Source organism: Marinobacter sp. (assembly GCF_041690455.1).
Classification (GTDB): Bacteria; Pseudomonadota; Gammaproteobacteria; order Pseudomonadales; family Oleiphilaceae; genus Marinobacter.
The window spans coordinates 1-18,128 of record NZ_JAWLHI010000021.1; the positions used below are offsets into that span (position 1 = coordinate 1).

Annotated in this window: 20 protein-coding genes; 12 read left to right on the top strand and 8 right to left on the bottom strand. The window is 59.9% G+C overall.

All coding sequences use genetic code 11. The annotated features are described in order from the left end of the window. The coding region (locus tag ACESMW_RS06820; RefSeq protein WP_372986306.1) for a sulfite exporter TauE/SafE family protein at positions 1-560 on the bottom strand (560 nt) is incomplete at its 3' end. A gap of 70 nt (positions 561-630) precedes the next feature. On the opposite strand from ACESMW_RS06820, the gene ACESMW_RS06825 reads away from it, so the two are divergent. The 3 genes from ACESMW_RS06825 (at position 631) to ACESMW_RS06835 (ending at position 2,250) form a co-directional block, all read left to right on the top strand. Continuing rightward, positions 631-1,086, top strand: coding sequence for a YchJ family protein (locus ACESMW_RS06825; protein WP_372986307.1), 456 nt, complete (start codon positions 631-633; stop codon positions 1,084-1,086). Positions 1,087-1,153: 67 nt separating this feature from the next. Continuing rightward, positions 1,154-2,044, top strand: coding sequence for an EamA family transporter RarD (rarD, locus tag ACESMW_RS06830; RefSeq protein WP_372986308.1), 891 nt, complete (start codon positions 1,154-1,156; stop codon positions 2,042-2,044). Beyond that, positions 2,041-2,250, top strand: coding sequence for a DUF3565 domain-containing protein (locus tag ACESMW_RS06835; protein ID WP_372986309.1), 210 nt, complete (start codon positions 2,041-2,043; stop codon positions 2,248-2,250). The genes rarD and ACESMW_RS06835 overlap by 4 nt, the downstream gene beginning before the upstream one ends. A gap of 39 nt (positions 2,251-2,289) precedes the next feature. Here ACESMW_RS06835 and ACESMW_RS06840 read toward each other — a convergent pair whose 3' ends face one another. Next, the gene (locus ACESMW_RS06840; RefSeq protein WP_372986310.1) at positions 2,290-3,645 is read right to left on the bottom strand and encodes a CHAD domain-containing protein; all 1,356 of its coding nucleotides are present in this window, start codon (positions 3,643-3,645) and stop codon (positions 2,290-2,292) included. Positions 3,646-3,815: 170 nt separating this feature from the next. On the opposite strand from ACESMW_RS06840, the gene ACESMW_RS06845 reads away from it, so the two are divergent. From ACESMW_RS06845 to ACESMW_RS06885, 9 genes are all read left to right on the top strand, one after another. Beyond that, complete coding sequence (locus tag ACESMW_RS06845; RefSeq protein ID WP_372986311.1) at positions 3,816-4,886, top strand: TRAP transporter substrate-binding protein; 1,071 nt, start codon at positions 3,816-3,818, stop codon at positions 4,884-4,886. A gap of 121 nt (positions 4,887-5,007) precedes the next feature. Continuing rightward, positions 5,008-6,129: a spermidine/putrescine ABC transporter ATP-binding protein PotA gene (gene potA, locus ACESMW_RS06850; RefSeq protein ID WP_372986312.1), complete on the top strand. Its 1,122-nt coding sequence runs from the start codon at positions 5,008-5,010 to the stop codon at positions 6,127-6,129. Next, positions 6,122-6,979: a spermidine/putrescine ABC transporter permease PotB gene (gene potB, locus ACESMW_RS06855; RefSeq protein WP_372986313.1), complete on the top strand. Its 858-nt coding sequence runs from the start codon at positions 6,122-6,124 to the stop codon at positions 6,977-6,979. Before potA ends, potB begins: the two co-directional genes overlap by 8 nt. Then, positions 6,979-7,749 (top strand): spermidine/putrescine ABC transporter permease PotC, encoded by a 771-nt coding sequence (gene potC, locus ACESMW_RS06860; protein ID WP_372986314.1) that lies wholly within the window; start codon positions 6,979-6,981, stop codon positions 7,747-7,749. The genes potB and potC overlap by 1 nt, the downstream gene beginning before the upstream one ends. Further along, entirely contained in the window at positions 7,746-8,786 is a 1,041-nt protein-coding gene (locus ACESMW_RS06865; RefSeq protein ID WP_372986315.1) for an extracellular solute-binding protein, read from the top strand. The genes potC and ACESMW_RS06865 overlap by 4 nt, the downstream gene beginning before the upstream one ends. Before the next feature lie 155 nt (positions 8,787-8,941). Further along, positions 8,942-10,021 carry an extracellular solute-binding protein gene (locus ACESMW_RS06870; protein WP_372986316.1) on the top strand — a complete coding sequence of 360 codons (1,080 nt, stop codon included), beginning with the start codon at positions 8,942-8,944 and terminating at the stop codon, positions 10,019-10,021. Between the two features lie 5 nt (positions 10,022-10,026). Beyond that, positions 10,027-11,121, top strand: coding sequence for an ABC transporter ATP-binding protein (locus tag ACESMW_RS06875; RefSeq protein ID WP_372986317.1), 1,095 nt, complete (start codon positions 10,027-10,029; stop codon positions 11,119-11,121). Beyond that, the gene (locus ACESMW_RS06880) at positions 11,118-11,978 is read left to right on the top strand and encodes an ABC transporter permease (protein ID WP_372986318.1); all 861 of its coding nucleotides are present in this window, start codon (positions 11,118-11,120) and stop codon (positions 11,976-11,978) included. Before ACESMW_RS06875 ends, ACESMW_RS06880 begins: the two co-directional genes overlap by 4 nt. A gap of 4 nt (positions 11,979-11,982) precedes the next feature. Next, positions 11,983-12,840 (top strand): ABC transporter permease, encoded by an 858-nt coding sequence (locus ACESMW_RS06885; protein ID WP_372986319.1) that lies wholly within the window; start codon positions 11,983-11,985, stop codon positions 12,838-12,840. A gap of 27 nt (positions 12,841-12,867) precedes the next feature. Here the strand turns inward: ACESMW_RS06885 and ACESMW_RS06890 are convergent, their stop codons facing one another. From ACESMW_RS06890 to ACESMW_RS06915, 6 genes are all read right to left on the bottom strand, one after another. Further along, positions 12,868-13,311 (bottom strand): universal stress protein, encoded by a 444-nt coding sequence (locus ACESMW_RS06890; protein ID WP_372986320.1) that lies wholly within the window; start codon positions 13,309-13,311, stop codon positions 12,868-12,870. A 33-nt stretch (positions 13,312-13,344) separates the two neighbouring features. Continuing rightward, positions 13,345-14,631 (bottom strand): TRAP transporter large permease, encoded by a 1,287-nt coding sequence (locus ACESMW_RS06895; RefSeq protein ID WP_372986321.1) that lies wholly within the window; start codon positions 14,629-14,631, stop codon positions 13,345-13,347. 35 nt (positions 14,632-14,666) lie between these two features. Continuing rightward, positions 14,667-15,260 carry a TRAP transporter small permease gene (locus ACESMW_RS06900; protein ID WP_372986322.1) on the bottom strand — a complete coding sequence of 198 codons (594 nt, stop codon included), beginning with the start codon at positions 15,258-15,260 and terminating at the stop codon, positions 14,667-14,669. A gap of 108 nt (positions 15,261-15,368) precedes the next feature. Continuing rightward, positions 15,369-16,397: a TRAP transporter substrate-binding protein DctP gene (gene dctP, locus ACESMW_RS06905; RefSeq protein WP_372986323.1), complete on the bottom strand. Its 1,029-nt coding sequence runs from the start codon at positions 16,395-16,397 to the stop codon at positions 15,369-15,371. 141 nt (positions 16,398-16,538) lie between these two features. Continuing rightward, positions 16,539-17,078 carry a YqiA/YcfP family alpha/beta fold hydrolase gene (locus tag ACESMW_RS06910; RefSeq protein ID WP_372986324.1) on the bottom strand — a complete coding sequence of 180 codons (540 nt, stop codon included), beginning with the start codon at positions 17,076-17,078 and terminating at the stop codon, positions 16,539-16,541. 30 nt (positions 17,079-17,108) lie between these two features. Next, positions 17,109-18,128: an LLM class flavin-dependent oxidoreductase gene (locus tag ACESMW_RS06915; RefSeq protein ID WP_372986325.1), complete on the bottom strand. Its 1,020-nt coding sequence runs from the start codon at positions 18,126-18,128 to the stop codon at positions 17,109-17,111.

Sequence of the window (18,128 nt, forward strand, 5' to 3'; positions counted from 1 at the left end):
CCCAGATAACCGGACAGTGCCAGGGCGGTCAGACTGAAGAAACTGGCGACAAGAAAGAACGCGGACATATTCGCGCGCACCAGTGGGCCTTTTTCATTCTGGTAGATCAGGGCAATCGGTGGCCCGCCGACGGCAGTGATGGTGCCCATATAGGTAGAAGCGGCACCGGCGATGGCGCTGTTGCGGGCGTTGAGACCGGGTTTGAGACCGCCCACGCTCAGGGCAACGCCGGCCAGGATCAGGATGCCGAACATCAGTTCAAACCCTTTCGGGGAGATCAGTGCCAGGGTAACGCCGGCGAGAATCATGCCGATAAACCCGCCACCGATGGCAAAGCGCACCTGCCGGATTTCCAGGGCGCCGCGATTGCGGATCAGCATTAGAATGGTAAGCAGAGTGGCGTTCAACACCAGGGGAGCCGGCAACAGTGTCGGGCTGATCAGGAACAGCAGGGGCGCGGACAGGGTGCCGATACCATAGCCGGCAACCCCCTGAAGGCAGGCACCGGCGATAATGGCCAGGTTGGCCAGGAGGAGCTGTGCCACGGAAAGGTCAAACAAGCCTTTTCATCCTTCTGAACTTGATACACTTTGGTGCTCCACAACCAAACCGGAGCAAACCCACGAAATGATGCCCGACCAGTCAAACAGCCTCTGCCCATGCGGCTCGGGCAAGACCTATGAACAATGCTGCGGCCCGTGGCACCGGGGTGAACCGGCGCCGTCGCCGGAGGCGCTGATGCGGTCACGGTATACGGCATTTGTCCAGGGGCGGGCGGATTATCTGCTTGCGACCTGGCATCCCGATACCCGTCCTCCGGAACTGGGCCTGGAAGGGTCGCCGGACTGGGTGAATCTTCAGATCCTCGATAGCACGGAACAGGGTAGCAGGGGCAGGGTCCATTTTCGCGCTGTTTATCGTGCCGGTGACGGCTGGGGCTATCTGGAGGAAAACTCTGACTTTGTCCGGGAGGATGGCCGCTGGTATTACCTTTCCGGTCAGACCGAGGAAGGTAAGCTCAAACCCGGTCGAAACGAACCATGCCCCTGCGGCAGCGGGAAAAAATTCAAGGCCTGTTGCCGGTAAGCCGTTAGTTCAAGGGCGCTCATCATCCGCCTTGTGGTAGATTGACCGGCTGGATAATGAGGAACCTATGAAAGCAGCCACACCCGAGACGACCAAGGGCGTTCTCTACGGCCTCGCGGCCTATACCATCTGGGGGAGTTTTCCCCTGTATTTCGCCCTGTTCGAGGGGGTGCCGGCCTGGGAGGTCCTGATCCACCGGGTGATCTGGTCCTGCCTGTTCCTCGCCATCGTGATCACGCTCATGCAGCGCTGGCAACCGGTCAGATCGGCCCTGGCCAGGCCCCGCAAGCTGGGCTTCGTGCTCGGCTGCGCCGTGTTCATTGCCCTGAACTGGGGCGTGTATATCTACGCGGTGGAAACCCGCCATGTCCTCCAGGCCAGCCTTGGCTACTTCCTGACGCCCCTGGTAAACGTTGCCATGGGCATGCTGATTCTCCGGGAGACCATTACCCGCCTGCAGGCCATCGCGGTGGTGCTGGCCACCGTGGCCATCCTGTACCAGTTGTTCCTGTTGGGCATCGTGCCCTGGATCACCCTGATTCTGGCCTTCAGTTTCGGCACCTATGGCCTGTTGCGGAAGAAAGTGGAACTGGATGGGCTCTCCGGCCTCTTTGTGGAAACGCTCCTGCTGCTGCCTGTTAGCCTGCTGACCTGGGCCTGGCTTGGTAGTGAGGGTGTATCCCACTTCTCCGACAGCACCGGCATGATGCTGTTGTTGCTGTCTTCCGGTATCGTCACTGCCATCCCGCTGCTGGCGTTCGCCGGTGCTGCCCGCCGCTTGCGGCTGGCGACGGTGGGATTCCTCATGTACATCAACCCGACCATCCAGTTCCTCATTGCCCTGTTTGTGTTCGAGGAGCCCCTCAGTGGTGAGAAGCTGGCCAGTTTTGTCATGATCTGGTTGGCGCTGGCCATCTATTCCTGGTCGGCCTGGAATGGAAGGAAAGCACCGCAATGAAACAGCCCATCACCGGTTATCACCGGGACGAAGAGAACCACTGGGTCGCCCAGCTTGCCTGCGGCCATAACCAGCATGTGCGCCATGATCCGCCCTGGGTGAACCGTCCCTGGGTCACCACCGAAGAGGGCCGTCGGTCCATGCTGGGCTTTGAGCTGGAGTGCAAGAAATGCGATCAGGGCGCGCCGCCGGACGAGCAACCCTGATGCCGGACGCTTGGCAGCCAGCGTTCATCGCAGACAGTGTCATACTGGGGCTCCATCGAGTCCTCCTAGTGCGAGTATCTGGCGTCTGGCGTCCGCTTTCTGCTGTTCCAGTCTCTCCTTCAGACCATCGACGGCCCCCGGCAGCGTTTCCGGTGCGCGCGTTCTGAAGGCCTTGACCAGCTCGACCTGCACGTGCAGGTCCTGGAACCGGCCATAGAGCTCCTGCCGGTATTTCAGGGTCTTGAGTGATTGTTTCCAGCCCTTGGCATCCAGCTCCATCAGGTAGCGGATACGCTTGAGCAGCTTCCTGAGCCGGTGAATGTCGTCGTCCGGTGAGTTGTGGAGCAACTCGGCGGTACGCCTGTTGAACTCCCCTATACGGTTCTCTACCGCTTTCCGGATGTCTTTTGGCGTCAGCCGGCTGGCCAGTTTCCGGAACTGGCGGGAATGAATCTGATTATCCCAGCGGTGCATGGCGTCCCGGTAGCGCTTGCTCCCGAGCCGTTTGACGAGGGCGTGGTGCTCCTGGTCTGCCTCGGTTTCTGCCCAGGTGCCGAGGGCGGTTTGCAGCTCGCTGTTGTGTTCACAGAGTGCCGGCAGATCCTGCAGGAACACGTGCAGGTCCCGGAGCCTGCTGGTGGCGCGTGCGTTGCGCTTGAGTTGCCTGATCGATTGGTCCAGGGATTTGTCTCCGGTGACTTCCTCCACCGATTCGACAATGGCCCGGCTGCGCCGGATGGCAATCCGGAACTGGTGCAGGAACTCATCATCCAGCCCTACCTTGACCCCCGGTTCCAGTTCCCGCATGCGCTGAAGCTGATGTGACAGGGCCTCGGGAATGTCGCGGCCGGGCTCGTCGCCGGTGGTCCGGGCCCGTTTTTTCCGTTTGCGGTCGAACTGCTGGTAGCTGAATTCCCTGGGCGTGAGGAAGGCTTCGAGCCGACCTTTGCCGGCCGCCATCTTGCGCCAGGGCTTGTCCGGTAACCGTATATGAACAAAGCCGGCGGTGGGCAGGTTTGCGGGGGGATGCTTGAGCAGGTGCTCGGCCAGTTCCAGCAGGGCGGGGTTATGGCCGATGATGGTGACGGTCTCTTCCCCGTCGTCCAGGGCTTTGAGCCAGTGCAGGAGCCGTCGGTAGTCGAAGGTGTAAAGCTCGGGGGTGATGTGAATTCGGTTGTCGGGAAATCCCTCCGGAACAACGCCCGCGAGGGTCTGCTGTGCCCTGACTGCATCGCTGGCATGGATGGTGCCACCGAAGGCACCGCTGCGGACCAGTGCCCGGCCAAGCGGAGCGAGCTGGCTTTCGCCACGGCTGTTGAGCGGGCGCTGGTGATCGCTGAGGGCTTCATCCGCCCAACTGGACTTGGCATGACGGACGAGAAACAGGTGCTTCATGGAAAAGTCCGAATCAAGAGGGTTCGATAATAGCCTAGTGCCTGTGTGGCATGATGTCGCAGGGCCTGCCGTTGATTTATGACAAAGATTGGCTCAAGGCCGTTAGCAGGCTATGATGGAGATGGACCCGAAATACCTTTTCATACTTATAAAAAACGGAAGCCAACACCATGAATTTACGCAAGTCTTTCTTTGCCGCTGTGGCTGTTGCGGCGTCGGCGTTCAGCGCGTCCGCGCTGGCCCAGGAAACCTATACCCTGAGCCTGGCTCAGACCTGGGGACCGAATTCGCCAATCCTGGGGGAAACCACCGAGCACTTCGCTGACATGGTCGAAGCCATGTCCGATGGCCGGCTGAAAGTCCGGGTGGATGCCGCCAACAAGCACAAGGCGCCTTTCGGCATTTTCGACCTGGTGCGCACCGGCCAGTACGACATGGGCCACACCGCCTCGTACTACTACAAGGGCACCATCCCCAATGCCATGTACTTCACCACCATTCCGTTCGGCCTGATTGCCCCGGAAATGTACGCCTGGTTCTACCACGGTGGTGGCATGGAACTCATGCAGAAGGTCTATGAGCCCCACGGTCTGCTGTCCTTCCCGGGCGGTAATACCGGCAACCAGATGGGTGGCTGGTTCCGCAAGGAAATCAACTCCGTGGAGGATCTCCAGGGCCTGAAGATGCGTACCCCGGGCTTTGCCGGCGAAGTTATGTCCGAGCTGGGTGTGGCGGTCACCAACCTGCCGCCGGGCGAGCTGTATACCGCTCTTGAACGTGGCACCATTGACGCCCTTGAGTGGGTGGGCCCGGCCCTCGATTTCCCCATGGGCTTCCACCAGATCGCCAAGTATTACTACTCTGGCTGGCAGGAGCCGGGTGCCGAGGTGCAGTTCCTGATCAACAACAAGACCTGGGAAAAACTTCCTGCCGACCTGCAGAACATTCTGACGGTCGCCATGCGTACCGCAGCGTATGACATGTACATTCAGAGTGTGCATGAGAGCGGTATTGCCTGGGACAAGATGAAAGAGGATTATCCGGATGTGACCCACAAGGTGTTCCCGCCGGAGGTTATCGAGGCACTGCGCGAAACCACTGACCGTCTGCTCGCAGAAGCGGCGGAAAAGGACCCGCTGGCCAAGGAAATCATCACCTCCCAGCGTGACTACCTGAAGCAGGTACGTCCCTGGATCAACATTTCGGACAAGGCCTACCTGAACAGTGTTGCCGGCGAGTGATCGCCCAAAACGCTTAAGGTCCTGAAAACAAGGGGCGTCGGGGTTTCGGATTACCCCGACGCCCCTTTTTGTTTGCTACGCTTTCTGGAAAAATAGCGGGCTCACTTTCCGGGCAGGGCCGATGAAAAAGACACTGCTTTCTCTGAGTAACCTCACCAAACAGTTCGACGGCAAAACCGTTCTGGATTCCCTGAACCTGGACATCTACGACGGGGAATTCATTACCCTGCTTGGGCCGTCAGGCTGTGGTAAAACCACCTTGCTGCGCCTGATGGCGGGCTTCGAACGTCCCGATGCCGGCACCATTACCCTGTCCGGGGATGACCTGACCGGTACCCCGCCGGAACACCGGCCCCTGAACACCGTATTCCAGCACTACGCGCTGTTTCCGCACATGTCGGTGTTCGACAACGTCGCTTACGGCCTGAAAATGGAGAAGCGGCCCAAGGAAGAGATTCGTGAGCGCGTCGAGGAAGCGCTGGCGATGGTGCAGCTGCAGGATTACATGCGCCGCAAGCCCCATCAGCTGTCCGGTGGCCAGCAGCAGCGCGTGGCCATTGCCCGGGCGGTGGTCAAGCGCCCGCGATTGTTGCTGCTGGATGAACCGCTTTCGGCCCTGGATTACAAGCTGCGGCGGACCATGCAGGTGGAGCTGAAGCGGTTGCAGCGGGAGCTGGGCATCACCTTCGTGTTTGTCACCCATGACCAGGAAGAAGCCCTGTCCATGTCCGACCGGGTGGTGGTGCTCAAGGATGGGCTGGTCCAGCAACTGGGCACGCCCAGGGAAGTATACGAGCGCCCGGCCAACCTGTTTACCGCGCGCTTCGTCGGTGAAACCAATTTCTTTCCGGGCGAAGTGGAGTCGATCCATGACGGCTCCATCACGGTGGATGTGTTCGGCCTGAAACGGACCCTGCGCCGCCCGGATTTCCCGGTACGGGAAGGGCAGCCATTGCACGTGCTTTTGCGCCCCGAGGACATCCGGGTGCTCGATCCGGCCGATGAGCAGGGCGTGGCCGGCAAGATCGTCGAGCGCAACTACAAGGGCAGTACCCTGGACTCGGTGATCCACCTGGAAGACGGCACCGAAGTACTGGCCAGCGAGTTTTTTGATGAGGATGATCCCGCCTTCGATTACCGGTTGGGTGAACCGGTGAAGGTGAGCTGGGTCGATGGCTGGGAGTGGTTGCTCCCGGAGGAGGCGGATGAATCTGTCCATGAGGATGCACTGACCGATGCCTAGCATTACCCGGCAACCGTTCAGGACGGCGGTGCTGGTGCTGGTGTGGGGCTGGTTGCTGTTCCTGGTGCTGGCGCCGAACCTGCTGGTGGTGGGTGCCAGCGTGATGACGCGGGATCCGGGTACGTTCATCTCATTGCCCCTGAACCTGGATGCCTATCGGCAGCTGTTCGACCCGCTGTACCTCGAGGTCTTCCTGCATTCCCTTTACATGGCGGCGATGACGACCCTGGTCTGTCTGCTGATCGGCTATCCCTTTGCCTGGGCTCTGTCGAAACTGGGCAAACAGCATCAGCTGCTGCTGATCTTCCTGCTGATCGTGCCGTTCTGGACCAACTCGCTGGTGCGTACCTACGCCCTCAAGATGCTGCTGGCCACCAATGGCCTGATCAACAGTTCCCTGATGGGCCTGGGCTGGATCGATGAGCCGATCCAGATGCTCTACACCGAGGGCGCGGTGATCATCGGCCTGGTCTATCTGCTGCTCCCGTTCATGATCCTGCCGCTGTATTCGGTGTTTGACGACCTGCGCCAGGAACTGCTGCTGGCCTCCCATGACCTGGGTGCCGGCCGCTTCGCCACCTTTATCCACGTGATCGTGCCGCTGACCCTGCCGGGGGTTCTGGCGGGCGTTATGCTCGTGCTGTTGCCCGCCATGGGTCTGTTCTTCGTGCCTGACATCCTTGGCGGTTCCCGCAATCTGCTGGTGGGTAACGTCATCAAGAACCAGTTCCTGGATGCCCGGAACTGGCCGTTCGGTGCGGCTGCCAGCATTGTCCTGACCATCACCATGGCCATCCTGATGCTGGCCCACCGCCTGAGCAAGCAACGCATCGGTGAGGAGGGCGCGTGATGACCCGGTGGTTGCCAAGAGCCTATCTGGTTCTGGTCTATCTGCTGCTGTACATCCCGATCGGTGTGCTGGTGGTGTTCTCTTTCAATGATTCCCGTAGCGGCTATACCTGGGGCGGCCTCAGTCTGCGCTGGTACCAGTCCCTGTTCAACAACAACGCCATGGTGGAGGCGATGTGGAACTCGCTTTGGCTGGCGCTATCAGCCGCCACTGTGTCCACCATTATCGGGGCACTGACGGCGCTGGCCCTGCACCGGTACCGGTTCCGGGGCAAGAAAGTGCTCAACGGGATGCTGTTCGTGGTGATGATGTCGCCGGAGATTGTGCTGGCGATTTCGCTGCTGGCGCTGTTCCTGCTGGTGGGCATCCAGCTCGGTTATGTCTCCCTGCTGCTGGCTCATGTCACCTTCTGTCTGCCGTTCGTAGTGATTACCGTCATGGCCCGGCTGAGCGGCTTTGACGAGAGTCTGCCCGAGGCGGCCCGGGATCTCGGTGCCTCCGATTTCACCATGACCCGGACGGTACTGATCCCGGTCATCATGCCGGCATTACTGGCAGGCTGGCTGCTGGGGTTTACACTGTCACTGGACGATGTGGTGGTCAGCACCTTTGTCAGTGGCCCCAGTTATGAAATTCTGCCCCTGCGCATCTACTCCATGGTGCGGGTGGGGCTCAAGCCCGAGGTGAACGCCCTGGGTACGCTGTTGCTGGTGTTTTCACTGGTTATGCTGATGTTGTCGCAATGGATTCTTACAAGGAGCAAACGATGAAGAAACTCGCACTGGCCGGCCTGCTGGCTGTAGGCCTGACTGGCTGCAGTTCCGAGGAGCCGAAGGTTCTCAACCTGTATAACTGGTCCGAATACATGCCGCAGGAAGTGCTGACGCGCTTCGAGGAAGAGACCGGCATCCAGGTGGTCTACACCACCTACGACAGCAACGAAGCCATGTATGCCAAGCTCAAGCTGCTGGATGAAAGCGCTGCCTATGACCTGGCCGTGCCCTCCACCTACTACGTGAGCAAGATGCGCCAGGAAGGCCTGCTAATGCCCATCGACCGCAGCAAGATCGAAGGCTTCGACAAGCTCGATCCGGAGCTGGTCAACCTCGACATCGACCCGGACAACAAATTCAGTATTCCCTACCTGTGGGGCACCACTGGTCTGGCCGTGGACACCGACGATGTTGAAGGCGAGCCAGTGACCGCCTGGGCCGACCTGTGGGATGAGCGTTTTGAAGGCCGGGTGATGCTCACCAACGACATGCGGGAAGTCTTCCACGTTGGCCTGCGGGTGCTGGGCTACTCCGGTAACAGCACCGATCCGCAGCAGATCGAGGAAGCCTACGAGAAGCTCACTGAGCTGATGCCGTCCGTGCGTACCTTCAATTCCGATGCTCCCCGGGTGCCCTACCTGGAAGGCGAGACCGATGTCGGCATGATCTGGAACGGCGAAGCGGTGATGGCCGAGGAAACCATGCCGTCACTGGAATACGTCTATCCGGAAGAGGGCATTATTGCCTGGCTGGACAGCTTCGTGATTCCCAAGAACGCCAAGAACCCGGAAGCCGCCCACCAGTTCATCAGCTTCGTGCTGCAGCCGGAAATCTCAGCACTGATCAGCGAGGAGATCGGCTACGCCACCCCGAACCTGGCCGCCCGTGAAATGCTGCCGGATGACGTGGCCAACAACCGCGCCAGCTACCCGACGCCTGAGGACATGACCAATGCCGAGTTCCAGGTGGATATCGGAGACGAGGCGCTGCAGGTCTACGCCAAGTACTGGGAGATGCTCAAGTCCGGGCGGTGATGTCAGCCCGGTGCACAAGTGAATCCGGAACGGAGGCCTCGGCCTCCGTTTTTTGTGAATGGGGTTTCACAAAACTGACATACATGGTCTATACCTTCCTGATAACAACTGGTTAGCAAACTTGTTACCTACCGTTATCAGGAGATACAAAGATCATGGGATCGCGCACCGCAAGGACATCCGCACTGCTTGGCTCCACCTTCCTCGCCGCTGTCACCTTTTCCGGCAGCCTGTATGCTGAAGAGCTGCGACTGATTACCTGGGGCGGCTATGCCCCGGATGATGTGGTGGCCCAGTTTGAAGAAGAGACCGGTATCGATGTGAAGGTCACTCTCTCCAACAATGAGGACATGATCTCCAAACTCCGGGCCACTGGCGGTGCCGGCTTCGATCTGGCCCAGCCCAGCCAGGACCGGATTATCGGCGTTCAGCGCCAGTTCAATATCTACAAGCCCATCGATTTCAGCCGGGTCGACACCGATCAGCTGCAGCCGTCCATGGTCAAGGCAACCCAGGATTCCACCGAGCTTGATGGCGAGTTCTACGGCGTGCCTTCGGTCTGGGGCACCAGCGGCCTGATCGTCCACCGCTCGGTGGCGGATACGGTTAGCGACTACACCGACCTGTGCGACCCGGCGGTGGCCGGCAAGGTCAGTTACCGTCTCAAGCGCCCGACCCTGATCGGATTTGCCTTTGCCATGGGTATGGATCCCTTTGCGGCCTATAACGACCGTGACGAGTACGAGTCGATCCTGGCGAAAGTGGAAGACAAGCTGATCGACTGCAAGAGTAATGTGAAGACCTACTGGACCGGTGGAGACCAGCTGCTGGCATTGCTGCGCACCGGTGAAGTAACCGCGGCCATGGCCTGGGATGCCGGCGGCTGGAAACTGAACGCCGAGAACCCGAAGATCCGTTTCGTTGCTCCGGACTCCGGTGCCCTGGGCTGGATCGATACCTTTGCGATTCCGCGCCGCAGCGAAAACGAGGAAGCCGCCTACAAGTGGATCAATTTCGTGATGCAGCCGGAGATTGCCGCCCGGATCACCAATGCCTCGGGTAACTTCACTGCTTCCAAAGGCGCGGACGAGTTTGTCCGGGCGGAGCTGCGGGATGCCTACCGGGCCAGCTTCAATGACCAGGCGATCAACAACATCAAGTGGTATCCGCCGGTACCTCCCGGACTGGAGACCCTGGAAGGGCAGGTGCTGGACCGCGTCCAGGCAGCGAACTGATCTCCATGGGGATCGAGTCCGACCTGTTCTGCTCGAACCTGGTCCGCCGCTTCGGTAGCAATGCCGCGGTGGACCATGTCTCCCTCGACGTGCCTGCGGGCACGTTTTTCTCGATTCTGGGCCCCTCGGGCTGCGGCAAGACCACCCTGCTGCGGTTGCTGGCGGGTTTTGACCGGCCTGATGAAGGGGATATCCACATTCGCGGCGCCCGCATGAACGATGTGCCGCCGAACCGGCGCCCGGTCAACATGGTATTCCAGCACCTGGCCCTGTTCCCGACTATGTCGGTGGGAGACAACATTGGTTATGGCCTGAAGCGTCAGAAAGTACCGGCCGCCGAGCGCCGTACCCGGATCGCGCGGGTGCTGGAGCAGGTGGGGCTGCCTGGCATGGAAAACAGGAATCCCGGCGAGCTCTCCGGGGGCCAGCGCCAGCGTGTGGCCCTGGCCCGCTGCCTGGTGCTGGAGCCGACCCTGTTGTTGCTGGATGAACCCCTGGGGGCCCTGGATCTGAAACTGCGGGAGCAGATGAAGATCGAACTGAAACATCTTCAGAAGGCATTCGGCACCACCTTCGTGTACATCACCCACGACCAGTCCGAGGCCATGGTGATGTCAGATCAGGTTGCGGTGATGAAGGATGGTCGGTTTGAGCAGGTGGCTCCGCCGGAAGAACTGTACCGGGAGCCGGCCACCCCGTTTGTAGCTGGATTTGTCGGCGATAACAATCGCCTCGCTGGCGAGCTGATGGCCGTGCAGGACGGGCTGGCGGAACTCCGGCTGGATGATGGCAGCCAGGTTCGCGGCCGACTCGGCCAGACCGCGCCGCCAATCGGTGAGCGGGCAGACCTGTTCATTCGCCCGGAATCCCTGGTATTGGGGGGAGAGGCCCTCAGGCCTGAATACTCGGCTCTCAGAGCATCGGTGACCGCTACCCTGTTTGATGGCGCCAATAGTCGTCTTGAGGCCGAAAGCTCCGGCCAGACCCTGTATGCCCGTCTGCCCCAGGACGGCTCGGCACCCCGGTTGCGCGAGGGTGCCAGTGTCCAGCTGGCCTGGGACCCGATGCTGGCACGGGTGTTTGCCGCGGGGGCCGCATGAACGCCGGTGCCGGTCGACTTTCCCTTTGGCTTCTACTCACCCCCTTCCTGCTGTGGATTGTGTTGCTGGTGCTGTTGCCCCATCTGCAGATGCTGAGGGTCTCGTTTCAGGTCCGGGAGAGTTGGGACACCCTGGCGTGGGGGCTTGAGCAGTATCAGAACTTCTTTACCGAGTCCTATTACTGGCGCACTTTTGTCCGAACCGGGGTGATGTCGCTGTTCACCACGTTTCTCACCCTGCTGATTGCTTTTCCCATTGCCTGGTACATCGCGAGGCTGGCGCGCGGCCGTGCCAGGGGGTTGTTGTTTCTGGCGTGTCTGGTGCCCTTCTGGGCCAGTGAGCTGGTACGCACCTATGGCTGGATGATCCTGCTGCGGGAGAGTGGCCTGTTCAGTTCCTGGCTGCAGGCCCTGGGCTGGGCTGATGGCCCGGTGGAAATGCTCTACAACGATGTGGCCGTGATCATCGGCCTGGTCTACAACGGCCTGCTGTTCATGGTGGTGCCCCTGGTCACCACCCTGGACGGGATGGACGAGAATCTGGTGGAAGCCGGTTACGACCTCGGGGGCAACCACCTGACCGTGCTGCGTGAGGTAGTGGTGCCCTGGGCAATGCCGGGCATTGTCTCCGGCTGCATCGTGGTGTTCATGCTGACCCTCGGCAGCTACCTCACCCCCATTCTCATGGGTGGCAAGGACAGCGCCTGGTTCACCGAGCAGATCTTTACCCAGTTCATCACCCGGTTTAACTGGGAGCAGGGCGCGGCTCTCGGTGTTTTGCTGCTGGTATTGTCGTCGATCATCGTCTGGCTGGGTCTGAAACTCTCCGGCCAGTCCCTGCGCAAGGTCATGGGGTGACGGCATGATCCGGTCCGTTCCCCGCTCCCGCTGGTTTGATGGCCTCTACCTGGCCTACCTGGTGGCGTTTTTCGTCTACCTGGCCTTGCCGCTGACGGTGACGGCGGTGTTTGCATTTAATGATGCTCCGTTTCCGTCTCTTCCATGGAAAGGCTTTACTCTCGATTGGTACCTGGCGGATGGTTCGGCGGGTCGTACCGGGCTGTTTCATGATGACAGTCTGCTCTCGGCGCTTTGGGTCAGTACCAGGATCGCCTTCTGGGTCACTGTGGCCAGTGTTGCCCTGGGGTGCGTCAATGCGGTGCTGTTCGAGCGCCTGGAATTCCGCGGGAAGGAGTTCCTGTACCTGCTGATGCTGCTGCCGCTGGTGATTCCGGGGGTGATTCTGGGGGTGTCGATCCTGGTGTTCTATAGCGGCATGGCCAATGATGCCTCCCGGCTGTGGGGTGTCGAGCTGGATGTTTTCCGGCCGGGGATGACGCTGGTGGTAATGGGGCAGGTGACCTTCATCGCCACGCTTGCCACCCTGGTGATCGCCGCCCGCCTGCGCAAGTTTGATCCGCAACTGGAAGAGGCGGCGCTGAACCTGGGTGCCACACCCGTGGTGGCCTGGTTTACGGTAACGCTGCCCTGGCTGATGCCGTCGATCCTCGGGGCAGCGGCGATGGCGTTCCTGATGTCCTTCGAGAACTTTAACACCACGGTGATGCTCACCGGCAGCGATACGCCGCTGACGGTGGCGTTGTTCAATCGTTTGCGGGAAGGGTCCACACCGGTACTGAATGCGGTGGCGCTGTTGCTGATGGTGGGTTCTGCGTTGCTGGCGGTCGTGGCCATGGGACGATCCCGGGATAACGCCTGACGGCGCTATCCCGGACGGGATGGAGTGTCAGACCACCAGAACCGGACACTTGGCGTGGGACGCCACCCGGTGGGACACGCTGCCCAGGAACATGCCGTCCTTGTCGCTGTTGGTGCCCTTGGTACCGACCACGATCAGGTCCGCTTCCTTGTCCTGGGCGAACTTGATGATCACCCGTGAAGGCCGTCCGGCCTTCACAAAGCCCCGCACCTTGGTGGCACCATGCTCCTTCGCCAGTTCCTTGGCATGGTTTACCACTCCCTTTGCATACTCCGAAAGTACTTTGTCCGGGATGTCCATGTCGGCCGGGCGGCCGATCGACAATGAGGCCTCGAACAGGCTGTGGTGTTTGTACACGCAGAGGATGTAAATCTCGGCCTCGGGAATCAGTCTCTGGAGATCGATGGCCTTGTCCAGCGCCTTCAGTGAGGTCTTGGAACCATCCACCGCGACCAGGATTCTTTTGAACATGAGTTTCTCCTTAAGGACCCTAGAGTCTCTCCATTAATCCCTGAACGCCACGTCCCGCAGGAACAGGGCAATATCCGGGAACGCGATAATCAGGCCCGCGGCCGTGACCAACATGACGATGAATGGCGGTGTTCCGCGAATCACCTCAAGGTAGGGCCGTTTGAAGATCGCGATGGCGGTGAATATGTCGCAGCCAAAGGGCGGTGTGGCGGAACCGATGGCTACCTGCAACGTGATCAGTACACCCACCAGAACCGGATCCAGACCGGTGGACTGGATCGCCGGGGCAAAGATCGGAGTCAGCACCAGGATCACCACAATGGGGTCCACGAACATACAGGCAATGAAGAACGCCACGCAGATGGCAATCAGCACGCCCACCGGACCGGCTTCATTGACGCCGACGGCTTCCAGAATGGTTTGTGGAATCTGGGCAAAGGAGATGATCCAGGAGAAGCCGTTACCGACCGCAACCAGAATGAACACCACGGCGGTGATCAGACCGGTCGACTTGGCGATCTTGTAGATGTCATTCAGCTTCAGTGACCGGAAGACCATGAACTCCAGCAGGAAGGCATAGAGTACGCATACCGCGGCTGCTTCGGTCGGGCTGAAAATCCCGCCATAGATACCGCCGACAATGATCACGGGGAACATCAGGGGCCAGGAAGCGTCTCGTACAGACAATGCCCGCTGTTTCCAGGTTGCTCTTTCTTCCGTCGGCACATTGTTCTTGTAGGCGTAGATCAGGCAATAGATCGAGAACATGAACAGGATCAGAATGCCCGGTCCGATACCCGCTATGAACAGCTCGGCGATAGAGGTTTCGGAGATAACCCCGTAAATGATCATCCCGATGCTCGGGGGAATCAGGAACGCGATGTCACTGGCGTTGATGATCAGGGCGAGGGTAAACGGGTCGGAGTAACCGGCCTTGAGCATCTTCGGTCGCAGGGGTGAACCCACGGCCACCACGGTCGCCTGGGTTGAGCCGGAGACCGCGCCGAACAGTGTGCAGGAAGTTGCGGTACTGATCGCAAGGCCGCCCTTCACATGGCCGATAAATGCCATGACCATGTTAATCAGCCGGTCGGCCGACTGGCCCCGGGTCATGATATCGGCGGCCAGGATGAACATCGGTACCGCAATCAACGACGCCGGCCGGATGCCGCCCATCATCTGCTGTATGAAGGTCTGCATCTGGCCGAAGCCGTCAAACATCATTACAAAGCCGACCACCGCGCCGGTAATCAGCGGAACCATCATCGGGAAGCCAAGCAGCAGCAACCCGATCATGATCACCATCATTATAGTTGCCATGATTTTTTGTCCTTACCTGAGTTCAGCTGCGGGGTTCATACTTCCGATTCGGTGTCGGCGTAACCATCAACAACGCCAGTGGATAGATAGACATCCTTGCTGGTGAAGTTCTTGATGGCGGTGAGGAAATACTGGATGCCGGTGATGGCAAAACCTATCGGAGCCCAGATGTAGATCCACCAGATCTCAAATCCCAGAGCCGGCAGGATCCGGCCACGGCTATAAAGCGTCTCGATGTAACCGTAGGAGTGGTAGCAGAGGAAAAACATCACCACCGAGGTGAACAGGGCAATGAAGATCATCAGCACCTTGCGCCCCTTGGTGGGAATCGCGTCGTAGACAGCCGACATGCGGATATGGCGACCGTGCCTTGCGGCGTAACCTATCCCTGCAAAGGTGATCAGGATGATGAGGATCCGGTTGATCTCACCGCTGAAGAAAAGGCCTTCACCGAAGACAAACCGTGCAATGACGTTCACGCAGGTATTGACGGCCATCAGGATGACGCCCAGGGCCAGCATTACGGCCTCGATCTTGGAAATCCAGACATCGATGGTGCCAAGAAAGCCGGGCAATCCGGATTCATAGGTGCCGGTATCGTCTTCGATCTCCGGGGAATTCTCGGACATGGATTCTGCTCCAGAGCATGTCGCTCCCGGCGGGAAGGATCCCCGGCGGGGCGGGGGTTAAGCCGGGCCACTGCCGGGGAAAGCCCGGCAGTGGCCGTTCCTTCAGGTTCAGTCGTTCTGAACTTCTTTCAGGTCTTCCTTGAACTGGTTCAGCAGCTCTTTGCCGCGCTCGCCAGTCATCTCGATGAACTTCTCTTCAACCTGCGGCGCGCGCGCCTTGAAGGCTTCGATCTGTTCGTCGGTCAGGCGGGTAACGGTGACTTCGTCGCTCTTGGACGTGATCTTCTCCAGAGCTTCGTCGGCCAGACCATCGATGTGCACGATGATCTCTTCGAAAGCATAGTCAGCCGCATCCTGGACCAGTTTCTTGTCTTCGTCAGACAGGCCGTTATAGAAGTTCTGGTTCGCCATCATGGCCGTAGTGAACCAGCCATGGCCGGTGAAGACCAGGTTGGGGGAGACTTCATACAGACCGCCGGACTCGATCCAGAAGATCGGGTTCTCCTGACCCTGGATCATGTTGGTCTGCAGGGCACCGTAAACCTCACCCCAGGGCAGCGGGGTCGGAGTCGCACCGAAGGCGGAATAGGTTTCGGACAGAAGCGGGTTGGTCATGACCCGGATCTTCTTGTTGTTGAAGTCCGCAGGCTTGGTAACGGGCTCGTCGACAGTGACGACCATCTCGCCTTCCGGGTACATCTTCAGCAGTTCCAGGCCTTTCTCGGAGTAAAGCTCCGGGAAGTCCTCGTTGATCGCTTCACTCTCACGGAAGAACTCGATCACGGTATCCATGTCGGTGGGCATGAGATACGGGATGAAGAAGATCTGGGCTTCCGGGATAAGAGAGCCGGTGAAACCGGGGGACTGGTTTACGAAGTTCAGGATACCGGCCTGGGTCTGCTCCATGATGTCGTCAGACTCGCCCAGCTCGCCGAAGCGATAAACCTGCAGGGTATGGTCCGAGTTTTCTTCGATGTATTCCTTGAACTTGTAAGCGAATACGTCCTGAACGTCGCCTTCGTATTCTTCATGGGCATAGCGCCAGTTGGCGGCGTTTACGGCATTTGCCGCGGTCAGGCCGGCGAACGCCAGCGCTGAAATACCAGCCAGTTTCCTGAATTTACTCTTGCTGCTCATCGGGTTGTCTCCGCTCGTTATTTTAGGTTAATCCATTGTTACGTTTATAAAGACTGGCAAAACAAAGCCGTTTTCGCAAGAAAATGGCGGAAATAAGCCAACACCGGATACAGGTTTTAGCCGGATCGCAAGTACATGAATTCAGGATGGATTCAGTTCTGAAAGGCAGGTTTCAACGAAGAAGGTGAATTCCCGCACCACGGTCTCGACACTGTTCTCGAGCCGGTGACCGTCCGGCAGGACCAGGGTTGGGAGCCGTTGCTCACGGGCCAGTTCCAGAACCGGCATTACCGGTACCACAACGTCATCCCAGCCGTGGATGATCCGGGTGTGTCTGGCCTGAATAACGGGGCTGGACTGGGGGTAGCGGGGCAGTGCCAATGCCGGTGCCAGCAGAAAGCAGCCCAGCACCGGGATGAGGGCACTAGTCCGGGCGCAGACCCAGCCGCCCATGCTGGAGCCGGCCAGGATCGTGCGCGCCGGATCTGCACCAGCGCGGTCCATGGCCGCCTTCATCTGTTGCAGGCGTACATCCGGATCCTTGCTGCTACGATGGTCAATGGCCTCGGCACGAATACCAGGGAAAGCTTCCGCCGCCTGTTTCATGGCCTGGATCTTGGTGCTGCCGGGCCCGCTTTCCAGGCCGTGAGACAGGAACAGGTGGATGGTCTCTCGGGGCATTCGGTTGTCCTCCATGGGGTGTCGGGATCCTCAGTTGACTGAGGTGGCGGATTCAGTGCGCTCGTCTCGGGTAGCCGCCAGGATGTCCAGGGCGTGGCGGCGCTTTGCAGGGTTGTAGATGTCCACCGTAAACATCAGCTCGTCCACCTCGACCGTCGCCAGCAGCTCGTCCAGCTGCTGGCGAATGGCGGTGGTATCCCCCAGTAATTGCAGCCCGAGGAAATCCCGGACACTGGCTTCTTCACCGGCATTCCACAGGCCTTCCATGGTTTCCACCGGAGGTTTCATCCACAGCGGCTGGCCCCGGAACAGCGCCAGGATTCTCTGGTAGCTGGTGGTCGCCAGGAAGCGCGCTTCTTCCATGGAATCCGCGGGTACCGCGGGTACCGCGAGCATGGCATAGGGCTCGGCCAGCTGATCCGAAGGCTGGAAATTGTCCCGGTAGACCCTGAGTGCTTCCCGGAACAGGCGCGGTGCGAAGTGGCCGGCAAAGGCATAGGGCAGCCCGCGCATGGCCGCGAGTTGGGCGCTGTACAGGCTGGAGCCCAGCAGCCAGATCGGCACATTGGTGCCTGCGCCGGGAATCGCCTTCACCGGTTGGCCCGCCTCCAACGGTCCCAGCAGGGATTGCAGCCGGGCGACGTCTTCCGGGAACTGTTCGGCGCCCAGGCCGTCCCGGCGCAGAGCCCGGGCCGTTACCGGATCGGTGCCGGGAGCCCGGCCCAGGCCCAGATCGATCCGGCCCGGATAAAGCGATTCCAGGGTTCCGAACTGCTCGGCAATCACCAGAGGTGGGTGGTTGGGCAGCATCACACCGCCGGAGCCCACGCGGATGGTGGAGGTCTTGCCGGCAATATGGCCGATCAGTACCGAGGTCGCCGAGCTGGAGATGCCTTCCATGTTGTGGTGCTCCGCCAGCCAGAACCGTCTGAATCCGAGTTTTTCGGCGTGTTGGGCATAGGCGACGCTGTTCGCCAGCGTAGTACCCACGGAGTCGCCTTCGCGGACCGAGGCGAGCTCCAGCAGGGAATAGTCAGGTTGGTTGGACAT